The following is a 23,135-nucleotide window of genomic DNA, read 5'->3' as shown; positions in this document are numbered from 1 at the left end:
TGTGTGGCGCCGTGCTGTCTGGTCCCTCCGCGGGCCATAATGGCGGTGTGGCTTCCTGTGAGGCATGCCGGGGATTCGCCGCCGCTGCTGCCGTTGGCGTGATGGTGGTGATGTCCGCTGCCGGTTGCACGTTCCCTCCGCCCGGCGAACCGCCGTGCTTTCCGCCGGCATATTCGGTGAGCCCCTCAGCTGCGAAGCCGGGGGAGACCGTCACCGTCCAGGCGCAGGACGCGGACTGCAATCCCCGCTACGGCGCGAACGCCCGGATCCAGATCAGCGTGACCGATTCCTCGGGCGCGAAAGTGGTCAACACTACTTCCGCAATGAACGACGGCGGCGGCTTTACTTACGCTTTCGTCGTCCCGGCCCGCGCTGCGCGCGGAAAGGCGGCAGTCACGGCGGTCCCGTACAACATTGACTGGTGCGACGACACCGGAAGGAACAACCGCGTGGCGGGGCCCGCCGTCGTTCTCCTGGAACGTGTGTCGTGTGTATTGCCGGTAAAGCCCCTGACCATTGGCCGGTAACGTTCCGGCGGGCAGCCACCGGATCTACGCGTGCTTGCCTGCCGATACCTGGGCAGCCTTGCTCTTTGCCCTGATGAAGGACTGCTCCGCCGCTGAAAGCTGGTGTTCGCCGTGCTGGTCCTGGGCGACACGGCCGCCCGAGGCCTGGTGAACCACATTTGCCACGGTCCGCGGCAGAACCACGCAACCGGGATTTTCGACGAGCCACTTCTTCGTGACTTCATCAAGCTCATCCCACCACTCAACAATCGGCCGCTGGCCCATGAGGTGCTCCTCGGATTTGAGACCCTACATAAATTTGCAGCGGCCGCCGGGGCTTGCGCCCTGGTGCACCGCGAAACGTGCAGAACCCGCCAAACGCACACAGCCTAGGTACTCATGCCCACCTGCCCCCAATCGCGGCACCGGCCCGTCAACACTCCGCTGTCCGGTTCAGCCCACGGCGCTGTGTACGGGGTGTTGGCAGGAATTCACGAATCTCTAAATTGGTAATCAGTACTGAGTTTGGTCCCGATACCGGGAGGGGTCAAGAGGTCCCCGTAACGTCGCGCAACCCTGCGGTGAAGGGCATTCCTGGCGCCCGGACACTATGCGGGGGAAGCGGCTGTGGAGTACCTTTTACACGCCCGGACGGCCCTGCGGCGTCCGCCGGCAACGACGTTGCCCCGCCGGAAGGAGTCTCGGATGACACAAAGGATGACCGGTCCCCTTGGAGATTTCGGGACCGCTGACCTTGCGGACGCCGGCGGGAAAGGTGCCGCACTGGGCGAACTGCTGCGGCACGGGTTTCCGGTGCCTCCGGGATTCATCGTCACCACGGACGCCTACCGCTCGCTCCTCACCGTCACTGGGATCGGGGCGGCCCTGGACGGCATGGATCAGAACATGCCCGACGGCGGCGCCCTCCGCGCGCTGTTCACCGACGTTGGCATGCCCCCGGCTGTGCGGGCGGATATTGGTGCCGCATATGCCGCCCTGGGCGGGGGAGCCGTGGCAGTCCGTTCCAGCGCCACCGCCGAAGACCTGCCCGGGGCGGCGTTCGCCGGACAGCAGGACACGTTCCTGAATGTCGTCGGCGAGGAGGCCGTGGCCAAAGCGGTCGCCGACTGCTGGGCGTCGCTCTGGACCGACCGGGCCATTGCCTACCGGCGGCGGCGGGGGATCGACCCGCGGGAGGTGGCTATCGCCGTCGTCGTCCAAAAGATGGTGCCGGCCGACGTGGCCGGCGTCCTGTTCACGGCGAACCCTGTTACGGGTGAGCGCGGCGAGATGGTTGTGGACGCCAGTCCGGGCCTGGGGGAGTCGGTGGTTTCGGGGAGGGTGACGCCCGAACACTACGTGCTGGACCGCGCGGGCAGGACCCGCAGCTTCGCTCCCGGCGGCGGCGAGGTGGTGATCAGCCCGGACGCACGCGGCGGCACCGTGGAGCAGTCCGTCAGCCACAGCCCGGATCCCTCCCTGGCTGAAGCCAATCTGCGGGAGCTGGCTGACCTGGGCCGCAGGGCGCAGGAGCACTTCGGCCGGCCGCAGGATATGGAATGGGCGCTAGCCGGCGGCCGGATCCATGTCCTGCAGTCACGGCCCATGACGGCGCTGCCGCCGCAGCCGCTGCGGCTCAACGCGGTGCAGCGGCGGGTGGGGCCGTTCTTCGTCGAGATGTTCCAGGAGCGGCCCTATCCGCTGGATGTGTCCGGCTGGATGGAGCAGGGGATCCTTGCGATGCTGCACCGGATGGCCGGTAGCGTCGGAGTGCGGTTCCCCAGCGTCGCGGAGCTGCTGCCCGAGGAGGACGGCGTGGTGATGCAGCTGGTGCCGCCGGTCCCGCGGCTGACGCTCCGCACCCTGGCCGCACCGCTTACCCTGGCCCGCCGCGCGAGGCAGTTCAACATGGCGGACTGGAGGAACGATCCCCGGTTCACCGCCTTCCTGGAGCAGGTGGACCGGCTCAACGCGCGGGATCCGGAAGCCTTGCGCTGGAACGAGGTTGTGGGCGTTGCGCGGGAGTCATTCGCCACCATGCGGGGCGTCACCGAACTGCGCAGTTCCTACATGCCAGGGATATTCCTGCCCATGCTTCGGCTGCGCCTCATGCTCCTGCTGCTGGGGCGCCTGAAGCTCGCGTCCGCACTTGTTGCGGGTGCTGAAACCATGACGAGCGGGGCGAACCGGGCCCTGGAGCAGCTGGCCGCGATGGTTCGGACCGATCCCGGTTTGGCGGACGCCTTCGCATCATCCGACGGCCCGGCCCTGCTGCAGCTGGTGGAAAAGGACCCGGCGCACGCCGCCTTCCGGGAGGCATTCGCCGGGTTCCTGCGCGCATACGGGAACCGCGAGACCGTCAGCGTGGTGCTGAGCAGTTCGCCCACCTGGTCCGACGCCCCCGAGGTTGTGCTGGGGCTGGTGAAGGCGCTCCTGGGCCAGCGGCCCGCCACCGCTGACCAGACCGGCGCGGCACTGTCCTCGCTGAAGCGCCATCCGTTCCTGCGGTTCGGAGGCGTCCGGCGGCAGGTGCTGGCCGCCGTCGACGACGCCCGGGCCGGCATGGCGTTCCGCGAGGACAGCCACTTCTACGCCACGAAGGTCATCCCGCCCGTGCGCCGCGCATACCGGGAGCTCGGCAGGCGCCTCGCTGCTGGCGGTGTGATTGATGACGTTCAGGATGTCTACCACCTGCGGTTCGAGGAACTGGAGGCAATAACGGACGACGGCGGCGCGCTGCCGGCTTCCGTCAAGCAGCGTTACCGGCCGCTCGTGCAGGCCAGGGCGGCCAAACGCCGCGAACTTGAGGGGATTCCGCTGCTGGACACGGCCCTGCTGTTCAAGGAACGCCGCCGTCCGGAGGGCGTTCTGGTCTCCGGTTCGCCGGCCAGCCGCGGCCGTGCCGAGGGGCCGGTGCGGATCATCAGGGGACCGGACGAGTTCGGCCGGCTGTGCAGCGGCGACGTCCTGGTCTGTCCGTACACGAATCCTTCCTGGACGCCGCTGTTCCAGCGAGCGGCCGCCGTCGTCGTCGACATGGGAGGCCTTGGCTCCCATGCGGCGATTGTGGCGAGGGAGTACGGAATCCCCGCCGTCATGGGAACCGGCACGGGCACGGGCATCCTGGCCGAGGGGCAGCGCGTCATTGTGGACGGCAGCGCGGGGACGGTGCGTGCGGCCGCGACCGGCTGAGTGCGCATCCGCCCGCGGGGCCTGCGCTGTCATACTTTCGCTATGAAGGTGACGGGGTGGCTTTCGCCGGACGAATTCTGGGATGAATATGGGCGCCTGGAGGAACTCGTTCGCGAGTCCTTCGGCGAACTGACCTGTTACGGACTCGACAAGTGGTCCGGCCCCATCGCCGTAGGGGAGTGGGACCTGGGCAGCAGCCCGTCCGCGGCTGTGGGCCTTGAATATGGTTCACGCGAATCCGGCCCCATGGTCCGGGTTACCACCACCAGTGAGGATCCGCGGCTGGCCGCTGCCCACCGCCGGCTGATTCTCGATGGCCCTCCTGCCAGCGGCAACGACCTGTCACGGCGCCTGCAGATGCTCACATCGGAGCGGGGCGAGGAAGTGCCGCTGCCGGTCGACGGAGCGGAAGAGGTGTTCGAAGTATGGCGCGAGGCCGGCCGTTGGTGGGCTGCGGGGCGACATGACGGCAAGGGCCTGGTCCTGGAAGGGACGGCGCAACTGGACGTAAGCACGGTCTCACTGCACCGCGTTTCTGACATCGAACCGTATCTGCAGGGCCGGCGCGCCCAGATCCGTGCGGCCCGCGGCGGGATGTAGCAAGTCCTTCGCCTTTCTTGCCTGAAACTTTCGCCGATCTTGTCCGAACGGCGTGAGCATAAAAACGAGGCTGAAAGGGGTGAACATAATGGCTGACGACAAAGAAGTTCTGGACTGGGTCTCCCCCCGCAAGCAGCGGGAAATCGACAACCAGGCCGCCTTCCTGCGCTTCCTCCTGGAGCGTGACGAAACGACCGCCCAGGGGAGTGAGAAATTGTATGGGTGAACGGCTTTCCCATCCGATCGCCCGCTGTAAAAATAGACCGGCCACCTAGGCATCAGGCCGCGGGCACCGCGGCCAACCCCCTGGCGGGCCGGTGCCTGCCAGGGATCTTTAGGGCAGACTGGTGGCGTGAGCGGAATCCCGTGGGTACTGCACGTCGATCTCGACCAGTTTATCGCGGCCGTCGAGGTGCTTCGGCGGCCGGAGCTTGCTGGCAAGCCGATCATTGTCGGCGGCCGGGGCGACCCCACGGAACGGGCTGTGGTGTCCACAGCATCCTATGAAGCCCGGGCGTTCGGAGTCGGTTCCGGAATGCCCTTGCGCATTGCAGCCCGGAAAGTGCCGGAGGCTGTGATCCTGCCCGTCGATCATGAGGCGTATCTCGCGGCGTCTGAAATCGTGATGGCAACCCTGCGGGCGCAGCCCGGTGCCACCGTGCAGGTGCTGGGCTGGGATGAAGCCTTCGTGGGCACTGAAACAGAGAATCCGGAGGCCTACGCCCGGCAGGTCCAGGCCGCTGTCTTGGAACGGACGCAACTGCATTGCAGCGTGGGCATAGGCGACACCCTGGTCCGGGCCAAGGTGGCCACCGGCTTCGGCAAGCCGGCCGGCGTCTTCCGTCTCACGTCCGGGAACTGGCTCGACGTCATGGGCAGCCGGCCCACCAAAGACCTGTGGGGCGTCGGAGCCAAAGTGTCGGGCCGGCTCGCCAAACTCGGCATCAACACAGTCGCCGAGCTCGCCGCATGCGACCCCCAGGACCTTGTCCCGGAGTTCGGGCCAAAGATGGGCCCCTGGTACGCGGAGCTCGGACGCGGGGACGGCGCCAGCGTTGTGGACGACACCCCGTGGGTTGCCCGCGGGCATAGCCGGGAGACCACCTTCCAGCGCGACCTGACCGAGCCTGCCCAGGTATACGACGCTGTCAGGGAGCTGACAGCGCGCGTTCTTGAGGACGTTGTGGCCGAAGGACGGCCCGTGATTGGGGTGACCCTCAAGGTCCGCTACGCGCCGTTCTTCACCACCACCCATGCGAAGAAGATCCCCGAGACATTCGACCGGAGCGAAATCCTCGCGCGGGTCCTGGACCTCGCAGCCACGATCGAAGCGGGCCGTCCCATCCGGCTCCTGGGCCTGCGGGCCGAAATGGCCATGCCGGACGACGCCCGGAAGGGACACACGCCAACGCGCGGTGGTTGGTGACGCCGTCGTTGGGGGAGTCCGAATATCCGATGGTGGTGGACAGCACCCTCGTGCGTCGGGTTAGGTTTTGAAAAAAGGAGATTTTAATGAGCGAGAAACTTCGTTGGGGCATTCTGGGCACTGCCCGCATCGTCCGCAAGACAATTCCGGCGTTGCAGGAAACCAAAAACGGCGAGGTCGTAGGTATCGCTTCCCGCACCGAGGAAAAGGCCAGGGAATACGCGGACAAACACGGCATCCCGCAGGCGTTTGGCTCCTATGCGGCGCTGCTGGCATCCCCGGACATCGACGCCGTCTACATTCCGCTGCCGAACGCACTGCATCTCGAGTGGATTCTGAAATCCCTGGATGCAGGCAAGCACGTACTCTGCGAAAAACCCCTGGCCATGAGCGTGGCTGAATGCCGGGAGATTGCGCGCAAGGCCGATGAGACCGGGCTGAAAGTGCTTGAAGGTTTCATGTACCGCTTCCACCCGCGGTTCGAGAAGCTGCAGGAGCTTCTCGGTGCGAACGTGGTGGGGAAACTGACCTTCATCCATGTCGCCCACTCCTTCGACGCCGGCGGCGACGACAACATCCGCTGGTACACCGGGCTGGGCGGCGGCGCGCTGTTCGACACCGGCGGCTACTGCGTCAACATCAGCCGGATGGTCACGGCACAGGAACCGGTGCAGGTCGCGGCCTTTGGCAACTACCGCGACGCCAACGACGGCGGCCAAATCGACACCAGCATCGCGGGCATGCTGCGCTTTCCTGACGGCGCCACCGCGCTTTTTGATACCGGGGTGAACCTCGAGCGCCGCAACTTTCTGGAAGTCACGGGCACCGAGGGCCGGCTCTACCTGGACAATCCCTATGGGCTCCTGGAGGAGGACTCGGTCCTGGAGGAGCACCATTTCGGGCAGGACACGATTTACCACAAGGTCAGGGGCGAAAACCACTTCGTTCGGATGGGCGAGCACTTTGCGGACAGCATCCTCAACGGTACGCCGCTCCGTTACGACCTCGCGGATGCGGCCAACAACACGAAGGTGCTGGAGGCTCTCGACAGCGCGGCACGGAAACAGGAGCGCCTGCCGGGGGAGTGAACCGCGATCGAATCGAAGCGGAAAAGTCGGGTGCGGGCCGAGGCTGATCAGCAGACTTAATGCTGAAAGGGGAAACCGTGATCGCAGTCCTCAACCGGCTCGTCGAATTCATCGAGGCATTCAGCCGCGCCTTCCGGTCGGTGCATGGCGTCGGCCCCGGCGACGTGAGCAAAAACGGCGGCCCCCTTCGCATGCAACCGCAGCTCAGGTTCCGCCTGACCGTAGAAGGGAACAGCTCCATGGACACCCGCATCGCAGAGCAACCGGCGTTCCGGCTCGTCGGCCATTCGTCCCGAGTGCCGCTCATTCACCACGGTGTCAATCCGCACATCCAGGCGCACATCGCCTCGCTCCCCGAAGCCGAGCACCTGCGCCTCAAAGCCTTGAGCGATACCGAGCCGGCGGGCCTGCTCCAGGTGAGTGCCGACGTCGACCCGACTATACGGAAGGCAGCGAGCTGACCTACCTCCACGGCGTAGCCGTCGGCGAAACGACGCCAGTGCCCGAGGGCCTCGGCACGGCCACCTGCGAATTGTGGCTGCCGGTGGAACGCGCCTAGGGCGTTCATGAAACAAAGCCGAAGTCGGCTCCGGACCTTTGCGCGGCACAACGGCATGGACGAGGATGAACGCATACCCGGTGCTGTGAAGAAGGAGTCGACGCGATGACCAAGTATCTGATCTCGTTTCCAAGTGCGGCCATGGTCGTCTCTGAGGAAGAACTGCAAGCCGCATCGGTTGCGTCGCGCGCTGTCGTTCAGGACGCCAAGGACGCTGGTGTCTGGGTATTCGGCGGCGGCATCAACGAGAGCATCCCGCCCGTGATGGTCGACGGCGATGGGACAGTCAGGGAGGGCACCTACCCTCAGACGGCGCACCTCGAAGGCGGGTACTCCGTGCTTGAGCTTCCCTCGTACGATGCGGCTCTGGAGTGGGCCGCGAAGCTCGCCGCCGCCTGCCGGTGCGCACAGGAGGTGCGGGCTTTCGCATTCGATCCCGCCAGCTGAGGCGGGGCGCGGGGCAAATTACGGGCGGTGCAGTCGCCGTCGGTCCTGGGGTAGGGTCTTCGGGTGACCACATACGGCGTAGTTGGAGTTGGCTCGATCGCAACAGCGATCGTCACGGGGCTTTGCGACGGGGCGGCCGCGCCGCCAGAGGTGGTCCTGTCCCCGAGAAATGCCGAACGTGCGGCTGATCTCGCGGCCCGGTTCCCGTCGGTGCGGGTGGCCACGGACAACCAGCAGGTCGTGGACGGCAGCGACGTCGTGGTCGTCTGCCTGCTGCCCAATGACGCGGCAGAGGTACTTGCCGGGCTGCAGTTCCGCGCTGACCAGGCCGTAGTCAGCGCGGTAGCCGGCTTCCCCGTCGCGCAGCTGGCCGGACTCGTTGCGCCCGCAACGGACATCGCACGAAGCATCCCGCTCCCAGCCGTGGCAACCCGCGGAGGCGTGACACCGGTATACCCGGCAACGCCGGCCGTAAAGGGACTCTACGACCCGCTTGGCGGGAGCCTGGAGATCGTCAACGAGCTGGCATTTGAATCGGTATCCGCAGCATCCGCCACGGTCGCGGCGTACTTCCGCTACCTCGGAAGGGTCACAGGCTGGCTGTCCGATCGAGGCATCCCGGCGGCCGACGCACATCGCTACGTTGCCGACACCTTCGCCGCTTTGTCGACCGAGCTCGAATCTTCTGGAACGAACTTCGCAGCTCTGGCCCAGGCACACACCACGCCCGGCGGCCTCAACGAGCAGTTCGCGCACCATCTTGAAGCCGCAGGAACGTACGACGCTGTGCAGGCTGGCCTCGACGCGGTGCTTGCAAGGATCACTCAGAAGTAGCGAGGTCCAGCCGCACACTGTGCTGCGCGCCGACGGCGCTTAGTCCTTCTTCAGTTCCTCGGCAAGCATCACGATGATCCCGCTGGGACCGCGGACGTAGGACAGTTTGTAGATGTCCTTGTACGTCGCCACACCGCGGAGCGGATGGCAGCCGTGCTTGGCGGCTATCTCCAAGGCTTCGTCGATGTCGTCGACTGAGAAGGCGACGCGGTGCATGCCAATCTCGTTGGGACGAGTGGGCTCCGTTTCGATCGCTTCGGGGTGGATGTACTCGAAGAGCTCGAGGCGACCTTGCCCTTCTGGCGTCTGCAGCATGGCAATCTTGGCGTGATTGCCGTCAAGGCCGACGGCAGTGTCGGTCCATTCGCCACTAACGGTGTCCCGGCCGACAACCGTGAGACCGAGGTCGGTGAAGAAAGCGATGGTTGCTTCGAGATCGCGAACGGCGATGCCGACGTTCTCAAGTCTGATGGTCATGGTTGCACGCTACCGAGGTGCACGGTGCAGGTCCAGCAGCGTCAGGTATTCGGCTACACGCACAGCCCCGGGCCTCAGGACGCCAACGCTGATTCCTTGACACCCCTTTGTTGCCAGCGAATAGGTCGCTTAAGGATTCGAGGGGATGGCGACAGGTGAGTAATGTTTTCAAACCTTTGTTGGTGGGCATTCTTGGATTGCTCTGTTGCCTGTCGGGCTGCGCGAGTTTAGATGGATATGCAGGCTCTGGGGAATGCAATAGGCGACAAGATTGACGACTACGTTGCCGCCCATCCGGGCACTTTCTCCGGGGCTTACTTCTCCTCGGATTCCTCGAAGATTCTTGTCGGCGTTGCGGAGCCTGGCGACAAGGCCGCCTCAATTTTCGAGAGCCTGGCAGACAGACTTGATCCTGGTCGGAAACGGGTTGTCACCGGGGACGCCCAGTGGTCTTGGTCCGAGCTCGACGCGGTGAAGAACACCCTGGTGAAGGGGTATCTCAAAGACTCCAGAGGAGGTGTTGATTCCGTCGGACTCGATACATCCCGGGATACCGTGGTCGTCTCCGTCCTGATCAAACGCGGGGACCCCGGCTTGGCAGACAATCGGACAGTTATAGAGATCGCTGAACGCTATGGGGACGTGGTCATGTTCCGACAGTCACTAGGCCCGGTTTCGCTAAACACAAATTGCCATTCGCTGGCACCAAAATTTGAAGATTGAATGAGTATCGTCCATGCAATTCCCACTGTCTCTGCAGTTCGCCTGTGCAGGGTAGGGAAGCACACAAATCGAGGCTGCCGGGTTCAGAGGCAACACCTGCCCCTTGGGATCCGGTCGGTCAGGCGACGATCGTGATCCAGTCCCCATCGATAGCGGCGGTCACAGGCGTGAGAGGACGGCGCGCCGGTCCGCTGATGACGCTTCCGTCCGATCCGTTGAACGTGGAGCCGTGACAGGGACATTCGAAGGTGGTCCCGGCTGGTGCCACCGTGCAGCCGGCGTGCGTGCACGTTGCGTCGTAGGCCACGACCTTGCGGTCTTCAGGTCTGAAGACAACGATGGTCCTTCCGTTGGCTTTCCCGGTGGCGGTGTCGCCGACTTGAATGTCGTTGAGCTTGCCGATCCGGAAGGGACGGCCGGGTGGCGCCGGAGCGCCGGGAGCGGCAGAGACGGTTGTGTTGCCTGTGGATGCGCCGGAGCAGGCGGACAGGGCCAGTGCACCGCCCGCTGTGGTGGCAGCCGTCCCCAGCAGCAGGAAGCGTCTGGGCAGGGGTTTTCCGGAACTCATGGACCTATCATGTCAACTCCGCGTCCGGTTCTTGGGATGCTGTCGAAGCGGACGCAGGACGTAGCTACTGATCCATCGGGTTAACCAACCGCCGCCAGTGCCAAATCCGATGGACTATGCCAATCGAAGCTAGTCACCCCAGCGCAACCGTTTTGCGAGCAGAAAGGGCCAGTAGAACGGTTGCCCAACTGGCCATTTGGCCGAATCAGTTTCCAGGCGTCGTGGCGCGAGGGTCGAGGCGGCTCTTCAGAATCACCCGGCCACGGTCCAGGATTTCGGTGATGACACGCTGCTCGTGGTCATCGAAGTACGGGCTGTAATGCTCACCGGGAGGAGTAATGCTGGGGAGGTTATTGCCGTAGAAGAGTTTGTCGTAGCACTTGTCGGCCTCTGATCCTCGGTCATCAAGTGATGCATTCACGCTGCGTGCGATGTCGCCGAGCAGGTTCCACGCGTTCAGCAACTGGGCGCAGGTGTCATCCGACGCCGGCAGCTGGAGAAGTTCTTCGATCCCGTCAAGATTCTGAGGTTCCTCGTTGCCTGCTTCCAAAGTGAGGTTGTGCAGACTGGCCAACTCGGAGAATTCCTCTTCGGTGCGGGCCCACACGATCTGGCCGTTGTAAGCGAGAACGCCGTCGGTTTCACCTTCATCACCCGCCTCGTCGTCCGTTTGCCACACGAGACCGAGCCTCTGACCTTGAAATTGGATCCAGTGCGGGTACGACATCCTCATCCGCGAATCCTATCTATTGAATTCGAATACTCTGACGATCGGATTACCAGGAGCCGAACCCTCCGCGGGGACAGGTTTTCAACGCGAGATCCCTTCGTTTCCCGCGTGTAGTCTTTCCCTTCATGGGAAGTCATTCAGGAGCCCCGGCTGAGGGAGAACAAAGAGTACCGGTCGAGCAAGTACTCAACGGGCTCGAAGTGCATGCCCTCGAGCCAGGCCAAACTGCGCTGGAGGCCTTCATCCTCCTCAAAGTCCTGGACCGAGTGTCAATGGCCATTAGTTTCTGCCCAACGGCGGCCAGTTAATGTGCCCGCTGGTGGCCAGTGAAACTGCCCGGTGATGGCCAACAGATCTGCCCACTGAAGGTTTCGGCGGGGTTGGCCATCGTGGGGTCGTGTCAGTTCAGTTGGGTGACTCCTTTTCCGGTGAGGGCCTGGGTGAGCCGGATGGAATCGCCGCTGGTCTGGCAGACATGGGCGTGGTGCAGCAGCCGGTCCACGGTGGCGGTGGCCAGGGTTTTGGGCATGAGCTCGTCAAAGCCTGCCGGGTGCAGGTTCGAGCTGATCGCGACGGAGCGCTTTTCGTAGGCTGCGTCCACGACCCGGTAGAGGCCTTCGGCGGCGTCCGTGGCCACCGGCAGGAGCCCGATGTCATCGATCACGACGAGTTCGGCGCGCAGGATTTGGCCACGGCCCGGGTGACGCTGTCGTCGGTGCGGTGGGCCCGGATCAGGGCGCCGAGGTCCTCGAGCCTGAACCAGGCCACGCGCATGCCGGCTTCGACGGCTTGCTGGCCGAGGGCTTCGAGGAAGAAGGTTTTTCCGGTGCCGGACGGTCCGCAGACGACCAGGTTCTCCCTGCGGCTGATCCATTCCAGGGTGCGCAGGGCCTGCTGGGTCGGCGCGGGGATGGAGGAGACGGTGGGGTCCCAGGCGTCGAAGGTTTTCCCTGTGGGGAAGCCTGCTGCCTTGCGCCGGGTGGCGAGCATGGACCGGGCCCGGCCGGCTGTTTCTTCGGTGAACAGGGCTTTGATGATCTCTGCCGGTTCCCAGCGCTGGGCTCGTGCGGTCGCGATGAGTTCCGGGGCCAGGGCGCGGGCGTGGGGCATTTTCAGCTGCCGCATCAACGCTTCAAGTTCGGCCGGCAGGGGCGGCGCGGTGGTGTTCGTGGTGCTGACAGGGCTCATCGGTTCGGCTCCTTCACAGGGGCGGGTTCAGTGCCCAGGCCGGCCCAGGCACTGGTGCCTTGGGTCAGGGACCGGGTCTCGTCCGCGGCGTGGGTGGTGGTGCGTCGGATGTTGGCGTTGAGGATCGAAGCCAGATCGCCGTGAGCGAAGCGGCCATGCAGGGCGGCGTCGCCCAGGGCCCGGTCCACCGCCTCGGCGCCGGCGATTTTGGCCAGCGTCACGGCCTCGGCCGTTTTCACGTTCATCCGGGCCGTCCCGGTCCCGGCGGCTTCCACGAGCCAGGACCTGGCGCCCTCGCCGATGGCAAGGAATTCGGCCTCACCGGCGTTGCGTGCCTTCACGGCGTAGTCGCCGGGATCCTGGTCCTGGTCCCGGGAAAGTGCTCATCGATGATCGCGGGGCTGCCGGCCTGGCCCGGTGATGGCGGGCGACCTCGACCGGGCCGGCGGGGCCGTGGTGGACGATGATGACCTGCTCATCGGGCTCGGTGCCGTGGGAGCGGACGAACACCCTCGCGCCGAGCAGATGCGCGGGCACGGAGTACTGGGCGTTCTCGAAGGTGACCATCGGCGTGTTCCCCGGAACCGTGCGGGCCAGTCCGAACGCGACCGTGTGCGCCGTGTCCGGGATCCGGTGCAGCCGGAGCTGTTCCTCTGCCAGCACCGCTGCAGGTTTGCGCCGGATGGTGCGGTGCTCCCGGTTGTTCACCTCGTCCATGAACGCCTCGCAGGCGGCCTCAAGTTCAGTGAAGGAGCTGTAGTCCGCCCGCAGGTTGGTCTCTTCGGGAACGATATCGGCCTTGGCCAGCTTCACGGACGCTTCGACGCCTCCCTTCGTGGCGGGGTCCGCCGGCTGGCAGGTCAGCACGGTGACCCCGTAGTGGCGGGCGAAGTCCAGGGTCTGCTGGTTCCGCACCGGCACCCCGGCCACGTGGGCCGTGGTCACGGTTTTCTCGTTGTCCGTCAGGACGTAGGTCGGTGCCCCGCCCAGGATCCGGAAGCAGCGGTCCAGAGCGGCGAACACGCTCGGCGCGGTCCGGTCCCGCAGCGGGATCACGATCCGGAACCTCGAGAACGCCAGCCAGGCAACGAACAGGATGGTCTTCACTCCGCCGATCCGTGGTCCGTCGCCGAAGTCGTACTGCAGCCACATTCCTGGCTCGGTGATCCACGGCCGGTGAACGCGGGTGTGTCCCAGCCGCCACGCGGCCTTGACCTGCGCGATCGCACGGCGGGTGGACCGCTCCGAGCCCGCATACCCCATGGCGAGGAGCTTCGCGTGGGCCTTGTCGGCGCGGATCCGCCCCTTGGACGTCTCGATCCATTCCTCGATCTTGGGCAGGTAATCGTCCGTGACCCTTGGCCGGGGCCCAGGTTCGGCGATTGGCCGGCCGGCGTCCCGCGCCGCGACATGCCTGGCAACAGTGTGGTGCGAGCAGCCCGTGAGCTCCGCCGTGGCGCGCAACGATCCAGTCAGATCGTAGGCAGCAAGAATTTCCATGATTTCTCCGTCATGCTTCATACAGGGCCTCTTCCTGGGATGACATTTGGTGCGACTAGACACCGTCATCAAATCCCGGGGAGAGGCCCCCACCGCTTAAGACGCGGCAGGTTCAGTAAGGAAGTGGGCAGATCTCATGGCCACCAATGGGCAGTGCTACTGGCCGTCAGTGGGCATTTCCGTGGCCGCCTACGGGCAGTTTTTCATGGCCGCTGACAACCGAGACGGCGACGTTGCCTGGTCATACCGAACCACTAATCGACTCAGCCGTGAGGAATTGCTTGGGGCGCTGACCGTGCAGGTGGACGTGCTGCGCAAGTCGCTTCGCGATGAATGGGACGACGACTAAGGTCAACTGGCGGCTCGGCTTCATGGGTGGTCCGGTGGCTGCTGGCTGCCCCACGATTTTGGACGATGCTGACATTGATTCTTCTCGGCAAGATTTTGGTCTTTGATGCCGGGGCTTGTCCATTGGCCTGCGTATACGATCATTGGTCCTGGAGCTGATGTTGGATAGCCCTGGCTGGACCATACTGTTCCTATGAGACCAAGGCTTGGTGGTTGCGCCGTAGTTGCTGTGCTCTCGGTGGTGCTGTCAGCCTGCACCTCGCCCGGGCGGCCTGCCGGCGAACTGCCGCCTCGTCCTACGGAGCAGCAGTCGAAAACGGCCGCGCCTGGAGAGCTTGAGGGCCGCGGGTTGGTGCGTCAGGAAGGAAACGAGCTGCCCCAGTTCTGTATGGGTGGCATCGCCACCTCCGATCCGCCCTTATGCACTGGGCCGCCTCTTCGCGGCTGGGACTGGTCAGCAGCGGAGGGCGAGGAGACAGTCGCAAACGTAACCTACGGAGACTTCGTGGTCCACGGGACCTGGGACGGAACGAGTCTGACCGTCACAAGACCCCCACAAAGCATCTCGTCCAATGAATCATGGGGAGAACCAGATCCTCGACAGGATCCACGCAACCCTGGCACAGGGACCAAAGCGCGTCTGCAGCAAATCCAACGCGAGATATGGGAGACGGAGCGGCCCGCGGCGGATACACAGGTCGAAAACGGTTACCTCTTCAGGTACGTTCCCTACGACGACGGATCGCTGCAGAAGACGATGGATAAACGCTACGGGCCGGGAATCGTCGTGGTCCTCTCCCGGCTCCGCCCCGCCGACTAAGCCGACCGAATCCCAACCCTAAACGGCGCTTTAGTCTTCAGGAAATGACCGGATGTTCTCTGGCGGAAATGCTCCGAGCAGTTTTCTCCGGAGCTTCTTGCTGGCCTTCCAGTCATCCACGCTGAGCTCCGAACTTCTGCCTCTTCTGTCCATCAATGAGATGCAGCCGCAGCTACGGTGACCAACGACGACGACGTCGGCCAAGGAGATTACCTTCGTCTTGCCCGAATCGCGCCAAAGCAAGCGTGTCGGCGTAAGCGACAACGTGGCGTCAGAGGACTTGTGTCGCCAGGTTGGATACTCAGCGTCGCGTTCTTCGGCCCCGTGATGGTTTTCCGGGTCGTGGTGTCGCTGCCAGATCTCATAGCCATCTATGGTGAGCGCCAGTTTCTCACCGACCTTCTTGGAAAGCTTCACAGACTTATCGAGGGCGACGATCAGTGAGGCCATGCTGCCTTTCAATATCTTTGTGAGTTCAGCAGAGCTCATGGCGGCCGCCCGGTCGAGTAGTTCCTGCCGGTCCGCAGTGGTGCGATTGAGCAGTGCGTCGATTGCCAGTTGGTCCAGATAGTCCTGGGGAACGAAATCATCCCACCCCAGCTCTGACAGCAAGGCGTGACGGGTCGACTGGACGGCGTTCTCACTGAATCCTGCCTCCGCGATGCCGTGCAGGGCCTCAAGGACCTCCCGGAGGACTAGGACGATGTTCGCCCGGAGTGGATCAAGAATGAAATCGAGCTGGCTCTGGTGGGCATCGATCGGGGTTGTGAAGTTCTCAACGGAGTATATAAGGCCGCGTGAATGCCGGAGCCGGACCAGAAGTTCGTATTGCAGGGCTTCACCGAGGAACCTGGCATCGTGTGAGGGCACCAGGAGAGACAGGGCGATGCCTTGCTTGCGGGACATGATCAATGTCGGGGCCTTGATGAGCGGCGAATCCTGGGCGCGTTTAACGGGCTTGGCAGGGGGCAGACAGAGGTCCAGCGAGACCGGCAGGGGACCTGTGAAGGTCAGGGCGGCGTTCCCGGATGTCAGCCACCGGCCGGCCCATTCACTGGTTTCAGCCGTGGTCAGGCTGGCAGTGGCCGGTGCCCCGAAGTGTGCGGCGCCCACTCCGTTCGTTCCGTATCGGTAGGTGAGCAAGCCAGCGGAGACAGTACGGAACTTGTGGGAGTCTTCGGCCTCGAGAACGGCCTTTTCGAGGGCGAGATCTTCTTCGGTGAGGGCCTCGAGAGTCGAGGCGGCGGCCGCGATCTCGTTGAGGAAACCTGCGACATCTTCTGGCTGGCCCGAGGCGTAGAACTGTAGTGAGTCTGCATTCACCATGCCGCCGTGCGGTACCGTGACGGGCTGCACCATGCGGAGCAGCAAGTGCTCAAGTAAGTGTGTGATCCCGGCCAGTGTTGGCGGTTCGTTCCGCATTCCGACGCCGAATATCAACGTGCCAGTACAAAGACCCTTGCGATCCAGCCAGTAAGAGCTAATCCCCTTGTGGGAGGTCAATTTTACCGACTGCATCATGGGTGACAGTCTTGCAGATCCCTGCCGCCCCGACCCGAAGCCGAACGTCTACCGGTCAGTCTCTCGGCGCCCCACGTCCCTCCCGGTCATGGGTGGAAGCAGCCAATCGTTAGGAGTTTCCTTCTTGAGGCTGATCGCTTGCCGAAGCTGCTGGTCCTTCTCCAGGTTTGTAGCGCCGTCCGTGACGCTGCTTGCCGCGAATCTTACGCAGGACTTTTGGGGACAGTTTGTCGCCCTGCTGCGCAGCTTTCTTCAGTAAGGCCCTGCCCTCCCGTACCTGACCGGAATTCCAAAGCGCAAAACCCAGATTGTGAAGAGCGTTAGGTTCACCCTCTGCGACGCTGCGTCGGAGGAGTTCAATTTCCTTCTGGGTATTGCCGGTTTTGGAATAGAGATCCGCCAGCACTATCAAGACTCCTACTTCGCCGTTTTCTAAGTGCTTTTCCAGCAGATTGATGGCGGCATCAAGGTCCAGGTCATTTGTAGTGTGGATGAGTTCAACAGCGGCCTCAGGGCTCGTTTCGCATCCTTCACGCAGGACTTCCACGGCTGAAAGTTCATCGCCTACTGCCCGGTACGCTTTGGCAAGGCGAAGCGGTAGGAAGGGGTTACCGCCGGCAAGGCGCAGCCACTTAATAGCTTCAAGGTTTTTGCCCATCTCCAAGGACGTTTCTCCCAGGTAATAGGCTGCCTGCGGGTCCCCTAATTCCAGCGCCTTATGGAACTGGGCCAGCGCTTCCTTGGGCCGGTTTATGTCTCGCAGGAACCATCCATAGTTCAGGTAGGCTTCCGTCACTCCGTGCTCGATGGCAAGAAGGTACAAGACTTCTATCGCTTCAGACTTGGAGATCTGTGTGAGGTCATTTGCAGCGTTGAAGAGCCCGTCCGGGTCGTCGGACAAGATCAGTTCCACTGATGAACGAAAGTCCACGGGTTCTGGATTCGGGGTGCTCATATCCTGCCTGCCTTACGGAACTTGGACGACAACGCAACCCTATCGTCCGCCCGATGCGGCTGGTACTAAGTCAGGTCTGCTTACTTCGATTCGCCCGAGATGCTGTGGTTCCGCGGCGGTAACCTTGAACGGGCTCCTTCGTGTGGGCAGCGCATCTTCCCTGGGATCTAGTCAGACTCCGGATACTCAGTTACGAACCCGTCATTCCATCCTTCAGAATCTAGGTCGTGGGGCTCAATCACTAATTCACCCACTGCCTGTGAGTCTTGCCGGTGAACCGCTTCGAGGGCCGTCTGCGCTAGTTCTTCGGTGGTCAAATCGGCGCCACCCGCGGGGCCCAGCCGCCCGCGAATGAGGAACCCTCTACGGCCTGTTCGATTAGGGTGTGTGCCATGCTCGGCCGTGGCGATATCGCGTAGCAATTCCCCGCATGCCGGCGGGGGTGAGGTCCACGATATCGAGGACTCCGCGCTCGTGAGGGGGCAGGAACTCCGGTTTGGCCCACTGCGGCATGGCTGCGTCGGTGGTTCTCAATTCTTCGGCTGCTTCAACTTTTGGACTCGCTGAGTCCATTACGCTCCCTTTCCTCTGAGCTGGGATTCCGCCGAAGGCGTGCCCGGCAAAGGCAACAAGCGCCGCTGCAGTGTCCGAGGTGTCACTCTCAATGGACGGCAGCACGGAGCTCCTGTCCCAGAACCACGGGGTGCGGGCAAGGGCTCGAAATGTGTTGTGGTCCAGTGAATTGACCACATCAATTCCGTGGATTGGGCAATAGTCGCCTGCCGGAATTTTGTCGGTTGGCCCATCTTCTTCGTCGTCAATGAGGCGGCGCTGAGCTTCTGCCCGGCAGGAGCAACCAGGCGCATCGGCGTCTTTCGGGTCTATGCCGTCGCCGTAAGAAGGGTCCAGGCCCGGCGCCCAAACAGGTCCACCGGCGCAGGGAACCATCCACACAGTTTGCCGTGCCTGCCTGTGGGCCCACCACCGCCAGAGATTCCGGCCCGCGGAAACCACTGTCAGCGCGGTCGCCACGCCAGCAAACTGCGCAACGACGGGATCGAATGAGCTGCCGTCCGTCGGCGGAAACTCATTCCCTGCGATGAACCACTGAACCGACAACCATCCCCACAACACAATGGAAAGGGCCGCCAGGCCGACGGTGAACCCACGCCCCCGTTTCAGGGAACGCCGTTCAGCCGAAAGCGCATTCGCTCCCACCTGAACCGTCGATCCGTCCTTGAATCGCGCCGCGACCTGCTTGACCGCTTTCAGCTGCCGCGACGAGGCCCACGCCTCCACGGCAGCCAAGACAACAGCGACCAAAGCGCCGCTTACCCACACTGGCGCGGACGCATGCCCCACAGCGATATTCAGCCCTGTGCTAACTGCGAGAATAAGCACCAATCCGAAGGCAGTTGCCCTTCCCAACGCCCACCCCAGAAGAACGAACATGGCCGTGCAAGCCGCCGCAGCAGCACCGAAGACATTAACTGGGAGCAACGATTCCTCCCAAGAGAGCGCCGGTTCCTCCCACCCCTGATCAACGACGAAAGCGACAGCAATGGTGACAACTCCAGTCAGCCAAGCGGCCAGAACGGACCGGAACTCCGATCCCCGTCTGGGCAAGTCGACCCAGTCTGACTTGCTTGGCTGAACCAGAACTCGGACGTTTTCCATGCCATCATCCTGCCGGGTGAAGCCCATATTCCACGAAACCTACGCCAGCACACCTCGGAGAGCGGCAACCATTGGAGTGCGCCTGGCATTTTCCAAAAGGCAACCTCAACCGGGTCAGCTTCCTTGGTCTACGCTGCACGGGGAAGCCGGACAAGTCATCGCTGAACCACAGCACCTATCGGGGACTTGGCCGGACCCGTTCGATCAGGGAACCAGTAATCGGCGGAGAGCACGAGGTTCTCAGTGGCCATCAGGCAACATTGATCTCAGTTCTTCGGCACGCGAAGCGATGGCCCGACGCTGGTCTCGGGTCAATCTTCTGGCTTGCAGGTCGAGGATCGCCCGGCTGCCCAACTCTCCCACACCCAACAGCTGACCCACCCGACGTATTGCTTCATCCACGTCCTCTGAATCCTCAATCTCCTGGAAGACCTCGTCGCGCCGATCCATGGCCCGTACCAGGGCATCGACGATCATCAATTCCTGCCTGGTGTGCCGCTCATCCTCGTCCATGCGGCGATTCTTGCACGACGAAAGTCATTGGGGCGTTGGGTCCAGTTGAGGATGGTCACTTGGCGCTCAATCCTTCGGGAACCCCCTGAGCGGGACAGTTTGTGCTCCCGCTCCGTGCGCTTGAAGTCTCAGCATTGCCTTCGCTGAGTCGTACGGTATCGTCATCCCCATGCCCGACTCCGGCGTCGTAGTGAACCGTGTCCGCCGTTTCTTCGGCATTGGAGCACTCATTCTTGCGTCGGCACTAGTTGTGGTGGCTTGCAGCCCGGATCCAACACAACCAGACCTGTCCAGCAGAGAGCCGTTTGCCAGGAGCGTTGTGGCGGCGGCAGCATCAGGATCCGTGGAACAGGTCGAGAAGCTGGTGCCAAAGGTCTACGTCAAAGTCCGCCCTGATGCCCAGCGTCTGGTCGATTCGGCACGGGCCTGGGATCCGGAGACTGTCCAGCTCAGGTTGAGCAATGACTTCCCGGAAATCGCACAAGTCGAGGCAATCAAGCCCGGCCGAACGACTGGAATCAAGTACACGATTTCTTGGAACGATGGACGCTGGAATCTCGACATGGGGGTATCAAGCTACAGGCCGACGGGCAACGCGGTGCCCGGAACCCCGAACAACCCCCAACGTAACCGACCCGAAGAAGTAGCACGGGCGGACCGCGCTCATGGGGAACCTTGAACGGGCTACATGGTCAACGGAACTGAGGCACGTCCGGAGCACTAATCCCATGAGCCGTCGCGGAACGTTGACATGGGAAGAGGACCAGCCGATAGTCAAAGAACGCTAACGCATGGCCATAGCGGAGGTCATATTTGCTCGTTCGTGGCGGGAGGATTTCGCATGAGAAACCAACTGCCTCCTGCGGGCTTGATCATTGGCGTTATTGTTGTCGCCTCGCTAGGTGCTGGATGCACCACAAACGCTAACGTGCCCGCGTCCGGTTCAGGCCGATCGGGGAGCCCAACTGCCCAGCAACCTTCCACGACCCCAGCCCCGCAAGGCAAGGTCGTACCGCGCTTTATCACTCATGATCGCTTTCACGGCATGCCTACGTCAGCCCTCAAGGCTGCCTTTACACAGGTTGACGAGTTTGTTAGATCCCGCCCCGAACGTTTCGGAGGCGCCTACTTCAATTTCAACTATTCAGCCATCCATGTGTGGACTGTCGGCGGGGCATGGCAAGATCCCGAATTTGTACGACTAAGGGAAACGCTGGACCCCGGCGGTGACTTCATCGCCAACGTGGGAACCGGGAAGCCGCTGACGTATCTCACTACGTTGCGGAATCGGTTGGCCACGAAGTTCCATCCAGGTCCACAGAGCAAGATAGCAGCAGTCAGGACGGACCCAATCTACAACGCTGTCAGAGTCCAGATCAGGTACTCCGAGGGGGACGTTTCCCTGCATCGCATGCCGCTAGCCCTCGAAATCGCAACAATAGCTCCCGAAATCGTCATTGAAAGCGTAGGGGGACAATTCACCACCAACTAGAACAACCCAGCCCGACACAGTCGGTTGAGGAACCCTGAGCGGGATGGATTCAGCGCTGGTAACCCGGCCCCGCTCTCTTTTTGACGTCCGTGATTTAGTGATGGAACCAGGATGGGGTTGCCGGACACTTATAGATATGGGGGACAGAAGAGAAGCATCCACAGACACGGAGCTGTGGCTGCGCGCCATGGACGGCGACGGTTCGGCTTTTGCCTCCCTCTTTAAACGCCACCGGGACCGGGTCTTCGTTCACAGCCTCCGGCTGGTGAAAACTCCTTTCGAGGCCGAAGACGTAACCGCGATGGTCTTCCTTGAGGCCTGGCGCTGCAGGTCCAAAATACGGCTGGTCAACGATTCGATGCTCGGTTGGCTGCTGGTAACTGCCACGAACGTGGCCAGGAACAAGCTGCGGTCCACACTGCGCTATGAACGCCTCCTCCGAAAGCTTCCGCAGTGCCAGGTGGTGCCGGATCACAGCGACTTGGTAGCCGACACTGTGGACGGGGACCGCCGGTCGCAGCTCCTGCACCGGGCTTACCGTTCACTGGGTCGCCAGGACCAGGAAGTTATTTCGCTCTGCGTTCTTGAGGAGATGACCACAGCTGAGGTGAGCGAGCTGCTTGGCATTCCATCGGGCACCGTGAAGTCCCGCCTCTCCCGCGCTAAACGGAGACTTTCACAGCTGATGAACCCACAAACCGGGTTCCTGCCGCCAACGGCCCCACTCACTTCTGAGGAGGAATCACCATGAATGACAATCGGCGTTCGCCACTCTTCAACGAGGAACGCAGCGCGGCCATCGGGGAGCTCTTAGCCAATGTCGCGCAAGACGGAACCCCAGAAAATCGGCACTTCCAGAACACCAAGGGCAAGCGGATTCTGCTTGCCGGTGTCGCCGTCGCGCTGGTGGCAACCGGAGGAGCCATCGTCATGCAGCTGCCTGTCACGGACAAAAGCTCAATTGATTGCTTTGCTAGAGCCGAACTTCATGGCAACCAATTCCCCGGCACCACAGTTGTACTGGGGGAAGGAACAAAGGTCGGCGAGCCATCGACGCAACGCAACGCGATTCCGATCGAGGATGCACTGGCCGCCTGCCGGGCTGTCTGGGCTAACCATGGGCTCGACCCCAATGCCCCTGACGGCAGAACGCCTCCAAACCTCCGTGACGGCAGCTCCTCCTCCCCGATCCCGAACCCACTGACCGTCTGCGTTCTGAGTGACGGCCGCGCCGCCGTCATCCCCGGAGACGAAAACGTGTGCGGTGCACTGGGACTGGCCTTGAAAACAGACACAGCACCTTGAGCCGGGGCGATCAACAGCCTCGTCCGGTTGGGTCCAGTGCAGGAACCCCAACCGGGCCAGTTTCCTTGACGGACAAGTCAGATCACTGAGCAGCAGCACCTCCATCGGATTGGATGGAGGAGGAACCCATCAGCTCACATGGCTATCGGTCGTTGGGGATCGTTGTGGGCTGGTACAACTAATTCATGGGATGGCTAACTAAGTGGTTCGACGACACGGACTGGCCAAAGGACCCGCGCCTGGACGCGTTTCGGGATGCTGTGTGGGAGCTGTCCCTGAACGGCGTGCCCATGGGATGGGTGACCACCGGCGTCGCTCCCATGCGATCGTTCCCCTTCCTCTGGCTCAAGGAGGAGCGCTTGTGGTCGCAGGTGCACTGGCTGAACGGTGAGCACGACTATCTCGAAGAGGACTACGGTCCTGAATGGCATGTTGCTGAGGAACTGCGGCGCGGGCACTTTGTCGCCACCGACCCTCTCACCGGCCTGGAAGCAAGCTTTGACGCGGTCGCTGTAACCGGACTCGAGCGTGACCGCCTGTGGGCGCAGTTGGATCACGGCGTGGAACCCCATAGCAGGAAATAGAGAAGTTCCAACACTTCGAATCTCAGCTGGGCATCGGCAGCGTAGCGCTTCATGCCCACAAGGAACGGTAACCGGAATGGTC

General features: G+C 62.9%; 23 protein-coding genes and 3 pseudogenes. 16 read left to right on the top strand and 10 right to left on the bottom strand.

Translation table 11 applies throughout. The annotated features are described in order from the left end of the window. Positions 1-176 precede the first annotated feature (176 nt). Entirely contained in the window at positions 177-527 is a 351-nt protein-coding gene (locus R5O87_RS02425) for a hypothetical protein (RefSeq protein ID WP_410555437.1), read from the top strand. A 24-nt stretch (positions 528-551) separates the two neighbouring features. Here the strand turns inward: R5O87_RS02425 and R5O87_RS02420 are convergent, their stop codons facing one another. Then, the gene (locus tag R5O87_RS02420) at positions 552-791 is read right to left on the bottom strand and encodes a hypothetical protein (protein ID WP_410555436.1); all 240 of its coding nucleotides are present in this window, start codon (positions 789-791) and stop codon (positions 552-554) included. A gap of 420 nt (positions 792-1,211) precedes the next feature. Here R5O87_RS02420 and R5O87_RS02415 point away from each other — a divergent pair, with 420 nt between their 5' ends. From R5O87_RS02415 to R5O87_RS02380, 8 genes and pseudogenes are all read left to right on the top strand, one after another. Next, positions 1,212-3,698 (top strand): PEP/pyruvate-binding domain-containing protein, encoded by a 2,487-nt coding sequence (locus R5O87_RS02415; RefSeq protein ID WP_410555435.1) that lies wholly within the window; start codon positions 1,212-1,214, stop codon positions 3,696-3,698. Positions 3,699-3,740: 42 nt separating this feature from the next. Next, on the top strand, positions 3,741-4,298 hold the full coding sequence (locus R5O87_RS02410) for a hypothetical protein (RefSeq protein WP_410555434.1): 558 nt from the start codon (positions 3,741-3,743) through the stop codon (positions 4,296-4,298). Between the two features lie 88 nt (positions 4,299-4,386). After that, the gene (locus tag R5O87_RS02405; protein WP_410555433.1) at positions 4,387-4,524 is read left to right on the top strand and encodes a hypothetical protein; all 138 of its coding nucleotides are present in this window, start codon (positions 4,387-4,389) and stop codon (positions 4,522-4,524) included. A 126-nt stretch (positions 4,525-4,650) separates the two neighbouring features. Beyond that, positions 4,651-5,724 (top strand): DNA polymerase IV, encoded by a 1,074-nt coding sequence (locus R5O87_RS02400; protein ID WP_410555432.1) that lies wholly within the window; start codon positions 4,651-4,653, stop codon positions 5,722-5,724. Between the two features lie 86 nt (positions 5,725-5,810). Next, the gene (locus R5O87_RS02395) at positions 5,811-6,812 is read left to right on the top strand and encodes a Gfo/Idh/MocA family protein (RefSeq protein WP_410555431.1); all 1,002 of its coding nucleotides are present in this window, start codon (positions 5,811-5,813) and stop codon (positions 6,810-6,812) included. A gap of 113 nt (positions 6,813-6,925) precedes the next feature. After that, positions 6,926-7,371: pseudogene (locus R5O87_RS02390) on the top strand (GyrI-like domain-containing protein); the annotation flags it as partial. 105 nt (positions 7,372-7,476) lie between these two features. Continuing rightward, positions 7,477-7,818 carry a YciI family protein gene (locus R5O87_RS02385; RefSeq protein WP_410555430.1) on the top strand — a complete coding sequence of 114 codons (342 nt, stop codon included), beginning with the start codon at positions 7,477-7,479 and terminating at the stop codon, positions 7,816-7,818. Positions 7,819-7,881: 63 nt separating this feature from the next. Further along, positions 7,882-8,652, top strand: a complete 771-nt coding sequence (locus R5O87_RS02380; protein ID WP_410555429.1) for an NAD(P)-binding domain-containing protein — start codon at positions 7,882-7,884, stop codon at positions 8,650-8,652. A gap of 39 nt (positions 8,653-8,691) precedes the next feature. On the opposite strand, the gene R5O87_RS02375 is transcribed toward R5O87_RS02380, so the two are convergent. Next, positions 8,692-9,129: a VOC family protein gene (locus tag R5O87_RS02375; RefSeq protein WP_410555428.1), complete on the bottom strand. Its 438-nt coding sequence runs from the start codon at positions 9,127-9,129 to the stop codon at positions 8,692-8,694. 231 nt (positions 9,130-9,360) lie between these two features. On the opposite strand from R5O87_RS02375, the gene R5O87_RS02370 reads away from it, so the two are divergent. Then, entirely contained in the window at positions 9,361-9,852 is a 492-nt protein-coding gene (locus R5O87_RS02370) for a hypothetical protein (protein ID WP_410555427.1), read from the top strand. A gap of 118 nt (positions 9,853-9,970) precedes the next feature. Here the strand turns inward: R5O87_RS02370 and R5O87_RS02365 are convergent, their stop codons facing one another. From R5O87_RS02365 to istA, 4 genes and pseudogenes are all read right to left on the bottom strand, one after another. After that, entirely contained in the window at positions 9,971-10,420 is a 450-nt protein-coding gene (locus R5O87_RS02365) for a Rieske (2Fe-2S) protein (RefSeq protein WP_410555426.1), read from the bottom strand. 205 nt (positions 10,421-10,625) lie between these two features. After that, positions 10,626-11,153: a hypothetical protein gene (locus R5O87_RS02360; RefSeq protein ID WP_410555425.1), complete on the bottom strand. Its 528-nt coding sequence runs from the start codon at positions 11,151-11,153 to the stop codon at positions 10,626-10,628. 397 nt (positions 11,154-11,550) lie between these two features. Beyond that, positions 11,551-12,260 (bottom strand): annotated as a pseudogene (gene istB, locus R5O87_RS02355) (IS21-like element helper ATPase IstB). A 74-nt stretch (positions 12,261-12,334) separates the two neighbouring features. After that, a pseudogene (gene istA / locus R5O87_RS02350) lies at positions 12,335-13,859 on the bottom strand (IS21 family transposase). Positions 13,860-13,974: 115 nt separating this feature from the next. Here istA and R5O87_RS02345 point away from each other — a divergent pair. Beyond that, a complete protein-coding gene (locus tag R5O87_RS02345) occupies positions 13,975-14,187 on the top strand; it encodes a hypothetical protein (protein WP_462836369.1) in 213 nt (70 codons plus the stop codon). Positions 14,188-15,036: 849 nt separating this feature from the next. On the opposite strand, the gene R5O87_RS02340 is transcribed toward R5O87_RS02345, so the two are convergent. From R5O87_RS02340 to R5O87_RS02325, 4 genes are all read right to left on the bottom strand, one after another. Beyond that, a complete protein-coding gene (locus R5O87_RS02340) occupies positions 15,037-16,527 on the bottom strand; it encodes a peptidase M16 family protein (RefSeq protein WP_410558191.1) in 1,491 nt (496 codons plus the stop codon). Positions 16,528-16,636: 109 nt separating this feature from the next. Continuing rightward, entirely contained in the window at positions 16,637-17,482 is an 846-nt protein-coding gene (locus R5O87_RS02335; protein ID WP_410558190.1) for a tetratricopeptide repeat protein, read from the bottom strand. A gap of 378 nt (positions 17,483-17,860) precedes the next feature. Further along, a complete protein-coding gene (locus R5O87_RS02330; protein ID WP_410558189.1) occupies positions 17,861-19,159 on the bottom strand; it encodes a hypothetical protein in 1,299 nt (432 codons plus the stop codon). 240 nt (positions 19,160-19,399) lie between these two features. After that, on the bottom strand, positions 19,400-19,672 hold the full coding sequence (locus R5O87_RS02325; RefSeq protein ID WP_410558188.1) for a DNA gyrase subunit A: 273 nt from the start codon (positions 19,670-19,672) through the stop codon (positions 19,400-19,402). Positions 19,673-20,015: 343 nt separating this feature from the next. Between R5O87_RS02325 and R5O87_RS02320 the strand changes: the two genes are divergently transcribed. From R5O87_RS02320 to R5O87_RS02300, 5 genes are all read left to right on the top strand, one after another. Further along, positions 20,016-20,351 (top strand): hypothetical protein, encoded by a 336-nt coding sequence (locus tag R5O87_RS02320; RefSeq protein WP_410558187.1) that lies wholly within the window; start codon positions 20,016-20,018, stop codon positions 20,349-20,351. 366 nt (positions 20,352-20,717) lie between these two features. Beyond that, the gene (locus tag R5O87_RS02315; RefSeq protein ID WP_410558186.1) at positions 20,718-21,164 is read left to right on the top strand and encodes a hypothetical protein; all 447 of its coding nucleotides are present in this window, start codon (positions 20,718-20,720) and stop codon (positions 21,162-21,164) included. A 43-nt stretch (positions 21,165-21,207) separates the two neighbouring features. Next, positions 21,208-21,915: an RNA polymerase sigma factor gene (locus R5O87_RS02310; protein ID WP_462836368.1), complete on the top strand. Its 708-nt coding sequence runs from the start codon at positions 21,208-21,210 to the stop codon at positions 21,913-21,915. Beyond that, positions 21,912-22,469, top strand: coding sequence for a hypothetical protein (locus R5O87_RS02305; protein ID WP_410558184.1), 558 nt, complete (start codon positions 21,912-21,914; stop codon positions 22,467-22,469). Before R5O87_RS02310 ends, R5O87_RS02305 begins: the two co-directional genes overlap by 4 nt. A gap of 185 nt (positions 22,470-22,654) precedes the next feature. Beyond that, positions 22,655-23,053 (top strand): hypothetical protein, encoded by a 399-nt coding sequence (locus R5O87_RS02300; RefSeq protein WP_410558183.1) that lies wholly within the window; start codon positions 22,655-22,657, stop codon positions 23,051-23,053. Positions 23,054-23,135 lie beyond the last annotated feature (82 nt).

Origin of the sequence: Arthrobacter globiformis (assembly GCF_046536215.2) — a bacterium.
In the GTDB taxonomy this organism is placed as follows: domain Bacteria; phylum Actinomycetota; class Actinomycetes; order Actinomycetales; family Micrococcaceae; genus Arthrobacter; species Arthrobacter globiformis_E.
Note: the sequence above shows the minus strand (reverse complement) of the source record. Positions and strands in the feature narration are given on the sequence as shown.

Excerpts from the sequence above, each read along its gene's own strand:
- R5O87_RS02420 (WP_410555436.1), bottom strand. The coding sequence starts at position 791 with ATGGGCCAGCGGCCGATTGTTGAGTGGTGGGATGAGCTTGATGAAGTC.
- R5O87_RS02415 (WP_410555435.1), top strand. The coding sequence starts at position 1,212 with ATGACACAAAGGATGACCGGTCCCCTTGGAGATTTCGGGACCGCTGAC.
- R5O87_RS02410 (WP_410555434.1), top strand. The coding sequence starts at position 3,741 with ATGAAGGTGACGGGGTGGCTTTCGCCGGACGAATTCTGGGATGAATAT.
- R5O87_RS02405 (WP_410555433.1), top strand. The coding sequence starts at position 4,387 with ATGGCTGACGACAAAGAAGTTCTGGACTGGGTCTCCCCCCGCAAGCAG.
- R5O87_RS02395 (WP_410555431.1), top strand. The coding sequence starts at position 5,811 with ATGAGCGAGAAACTTCGTTGGGGCATTCTGGGCACTGCCCGCATCGTC.
- R5O87_RS02385 (WP_410555430.1), top strand. The coding sequence starts at position 7,477 with ATGACCAAGTATCTGATCTCGTTTCCAAGTGCGGCCATGGTCGTCTCT.
- R5O87_RS02375 (WP_410555428.1), bottom strand. The coding sequence starts at position 9,129 with ATGACCATCAGACTTGAGAACGTCGGCATCGCCGTTCGCGATCTCGAA.
- R5O87_RS02370 (WP_410555427.1), top strand. The coding sequence starts at position 9,361 with ATGGATATGCAGGCTCTGGGGAATGCAATAGGCGACAAGATTGACGAC.
- R5O87_RS02365 (WP_410555426.1), bottom strand. The coding sequence starts at position 10,420 with ATGAGTTCCGGAAAACCCCTGCCCAGACGCTTCCTGCTGCTGGGGACG.
- R5O87_RS02360 (WP_410555425.1), bottom strand. The coding sequence starts at position 11,153 with ATGAGGATGTCGTACCCGCACTGGATCCAATTTCAAGGTCAGAGGCTC.
- R5O87_RS02345 (WP_462836369.1), top strand. The coding sequence starts at position 13,975 with ATGGCCACCAATGGGCAGTGCTACTGGCCGTCAGTGGGCATTTCCGTG.
- R5O87_RS02340 (WP_410558191.1), bottom strand. The coding sequence starts at position 16,527 with ATGATGCAGTCGGTAAAATTGACCTCCCACAAGGGGATTAGCTCTTAC.
- R5O87_RS02335 (WP_410558190.1), bottom strand. The coding sequence starts at position 17,482 with ATGAGCACCCCGAATCCAGAACCCGTGGACTTTCGTTCATCAGTGGAA.
- R5O87_RS02330 (WP_410558189.1), bottom strand. The coding sequence starts at position 19,159 with ATGGAAAACGTCCGAGTTCTGGTTCAGCCAAGCAAGTCAGACTGGGTC.
- R5O87_RS02325 (WP_410558188.1), bottom strand. The coding sequence starts at position 19,672 with ATGGACGAGGATGAGCGGCACACCAGGCAGGAATTGATGATCGTCGAT.
- R5O87_RS02315 (WP_410558186.1), top strand. The coding sequence starts at position 20,718 with ATGCCTACGTCAGCCCTCAAGGCTGCCTTTACACAGGTTGACGAGTTT.
- R5O87_RS02310 (WP_462836368.1), top strand. The coding sequence starts at position 21,208 with ATGGATTCAGCGCTGGTAACCCGGCCCCGCTCTCTTTTTGACGTCCGT.
- R5O87_RS02305 (WP_410558184.1), top strand. The coding sequence starts at position 21,912 with ATGAATGACAATCGGCGTTCGCCACTCTTCAACGAGGAACGCAGCGCG.
- R5O87_RS02300 (WP_410558183.1), top strand. The coding sequence starts at position 22,655 with ATGGGATGGCTAACTAAGTGGTTCGACGACACGGACTGGCCAAAGGAC.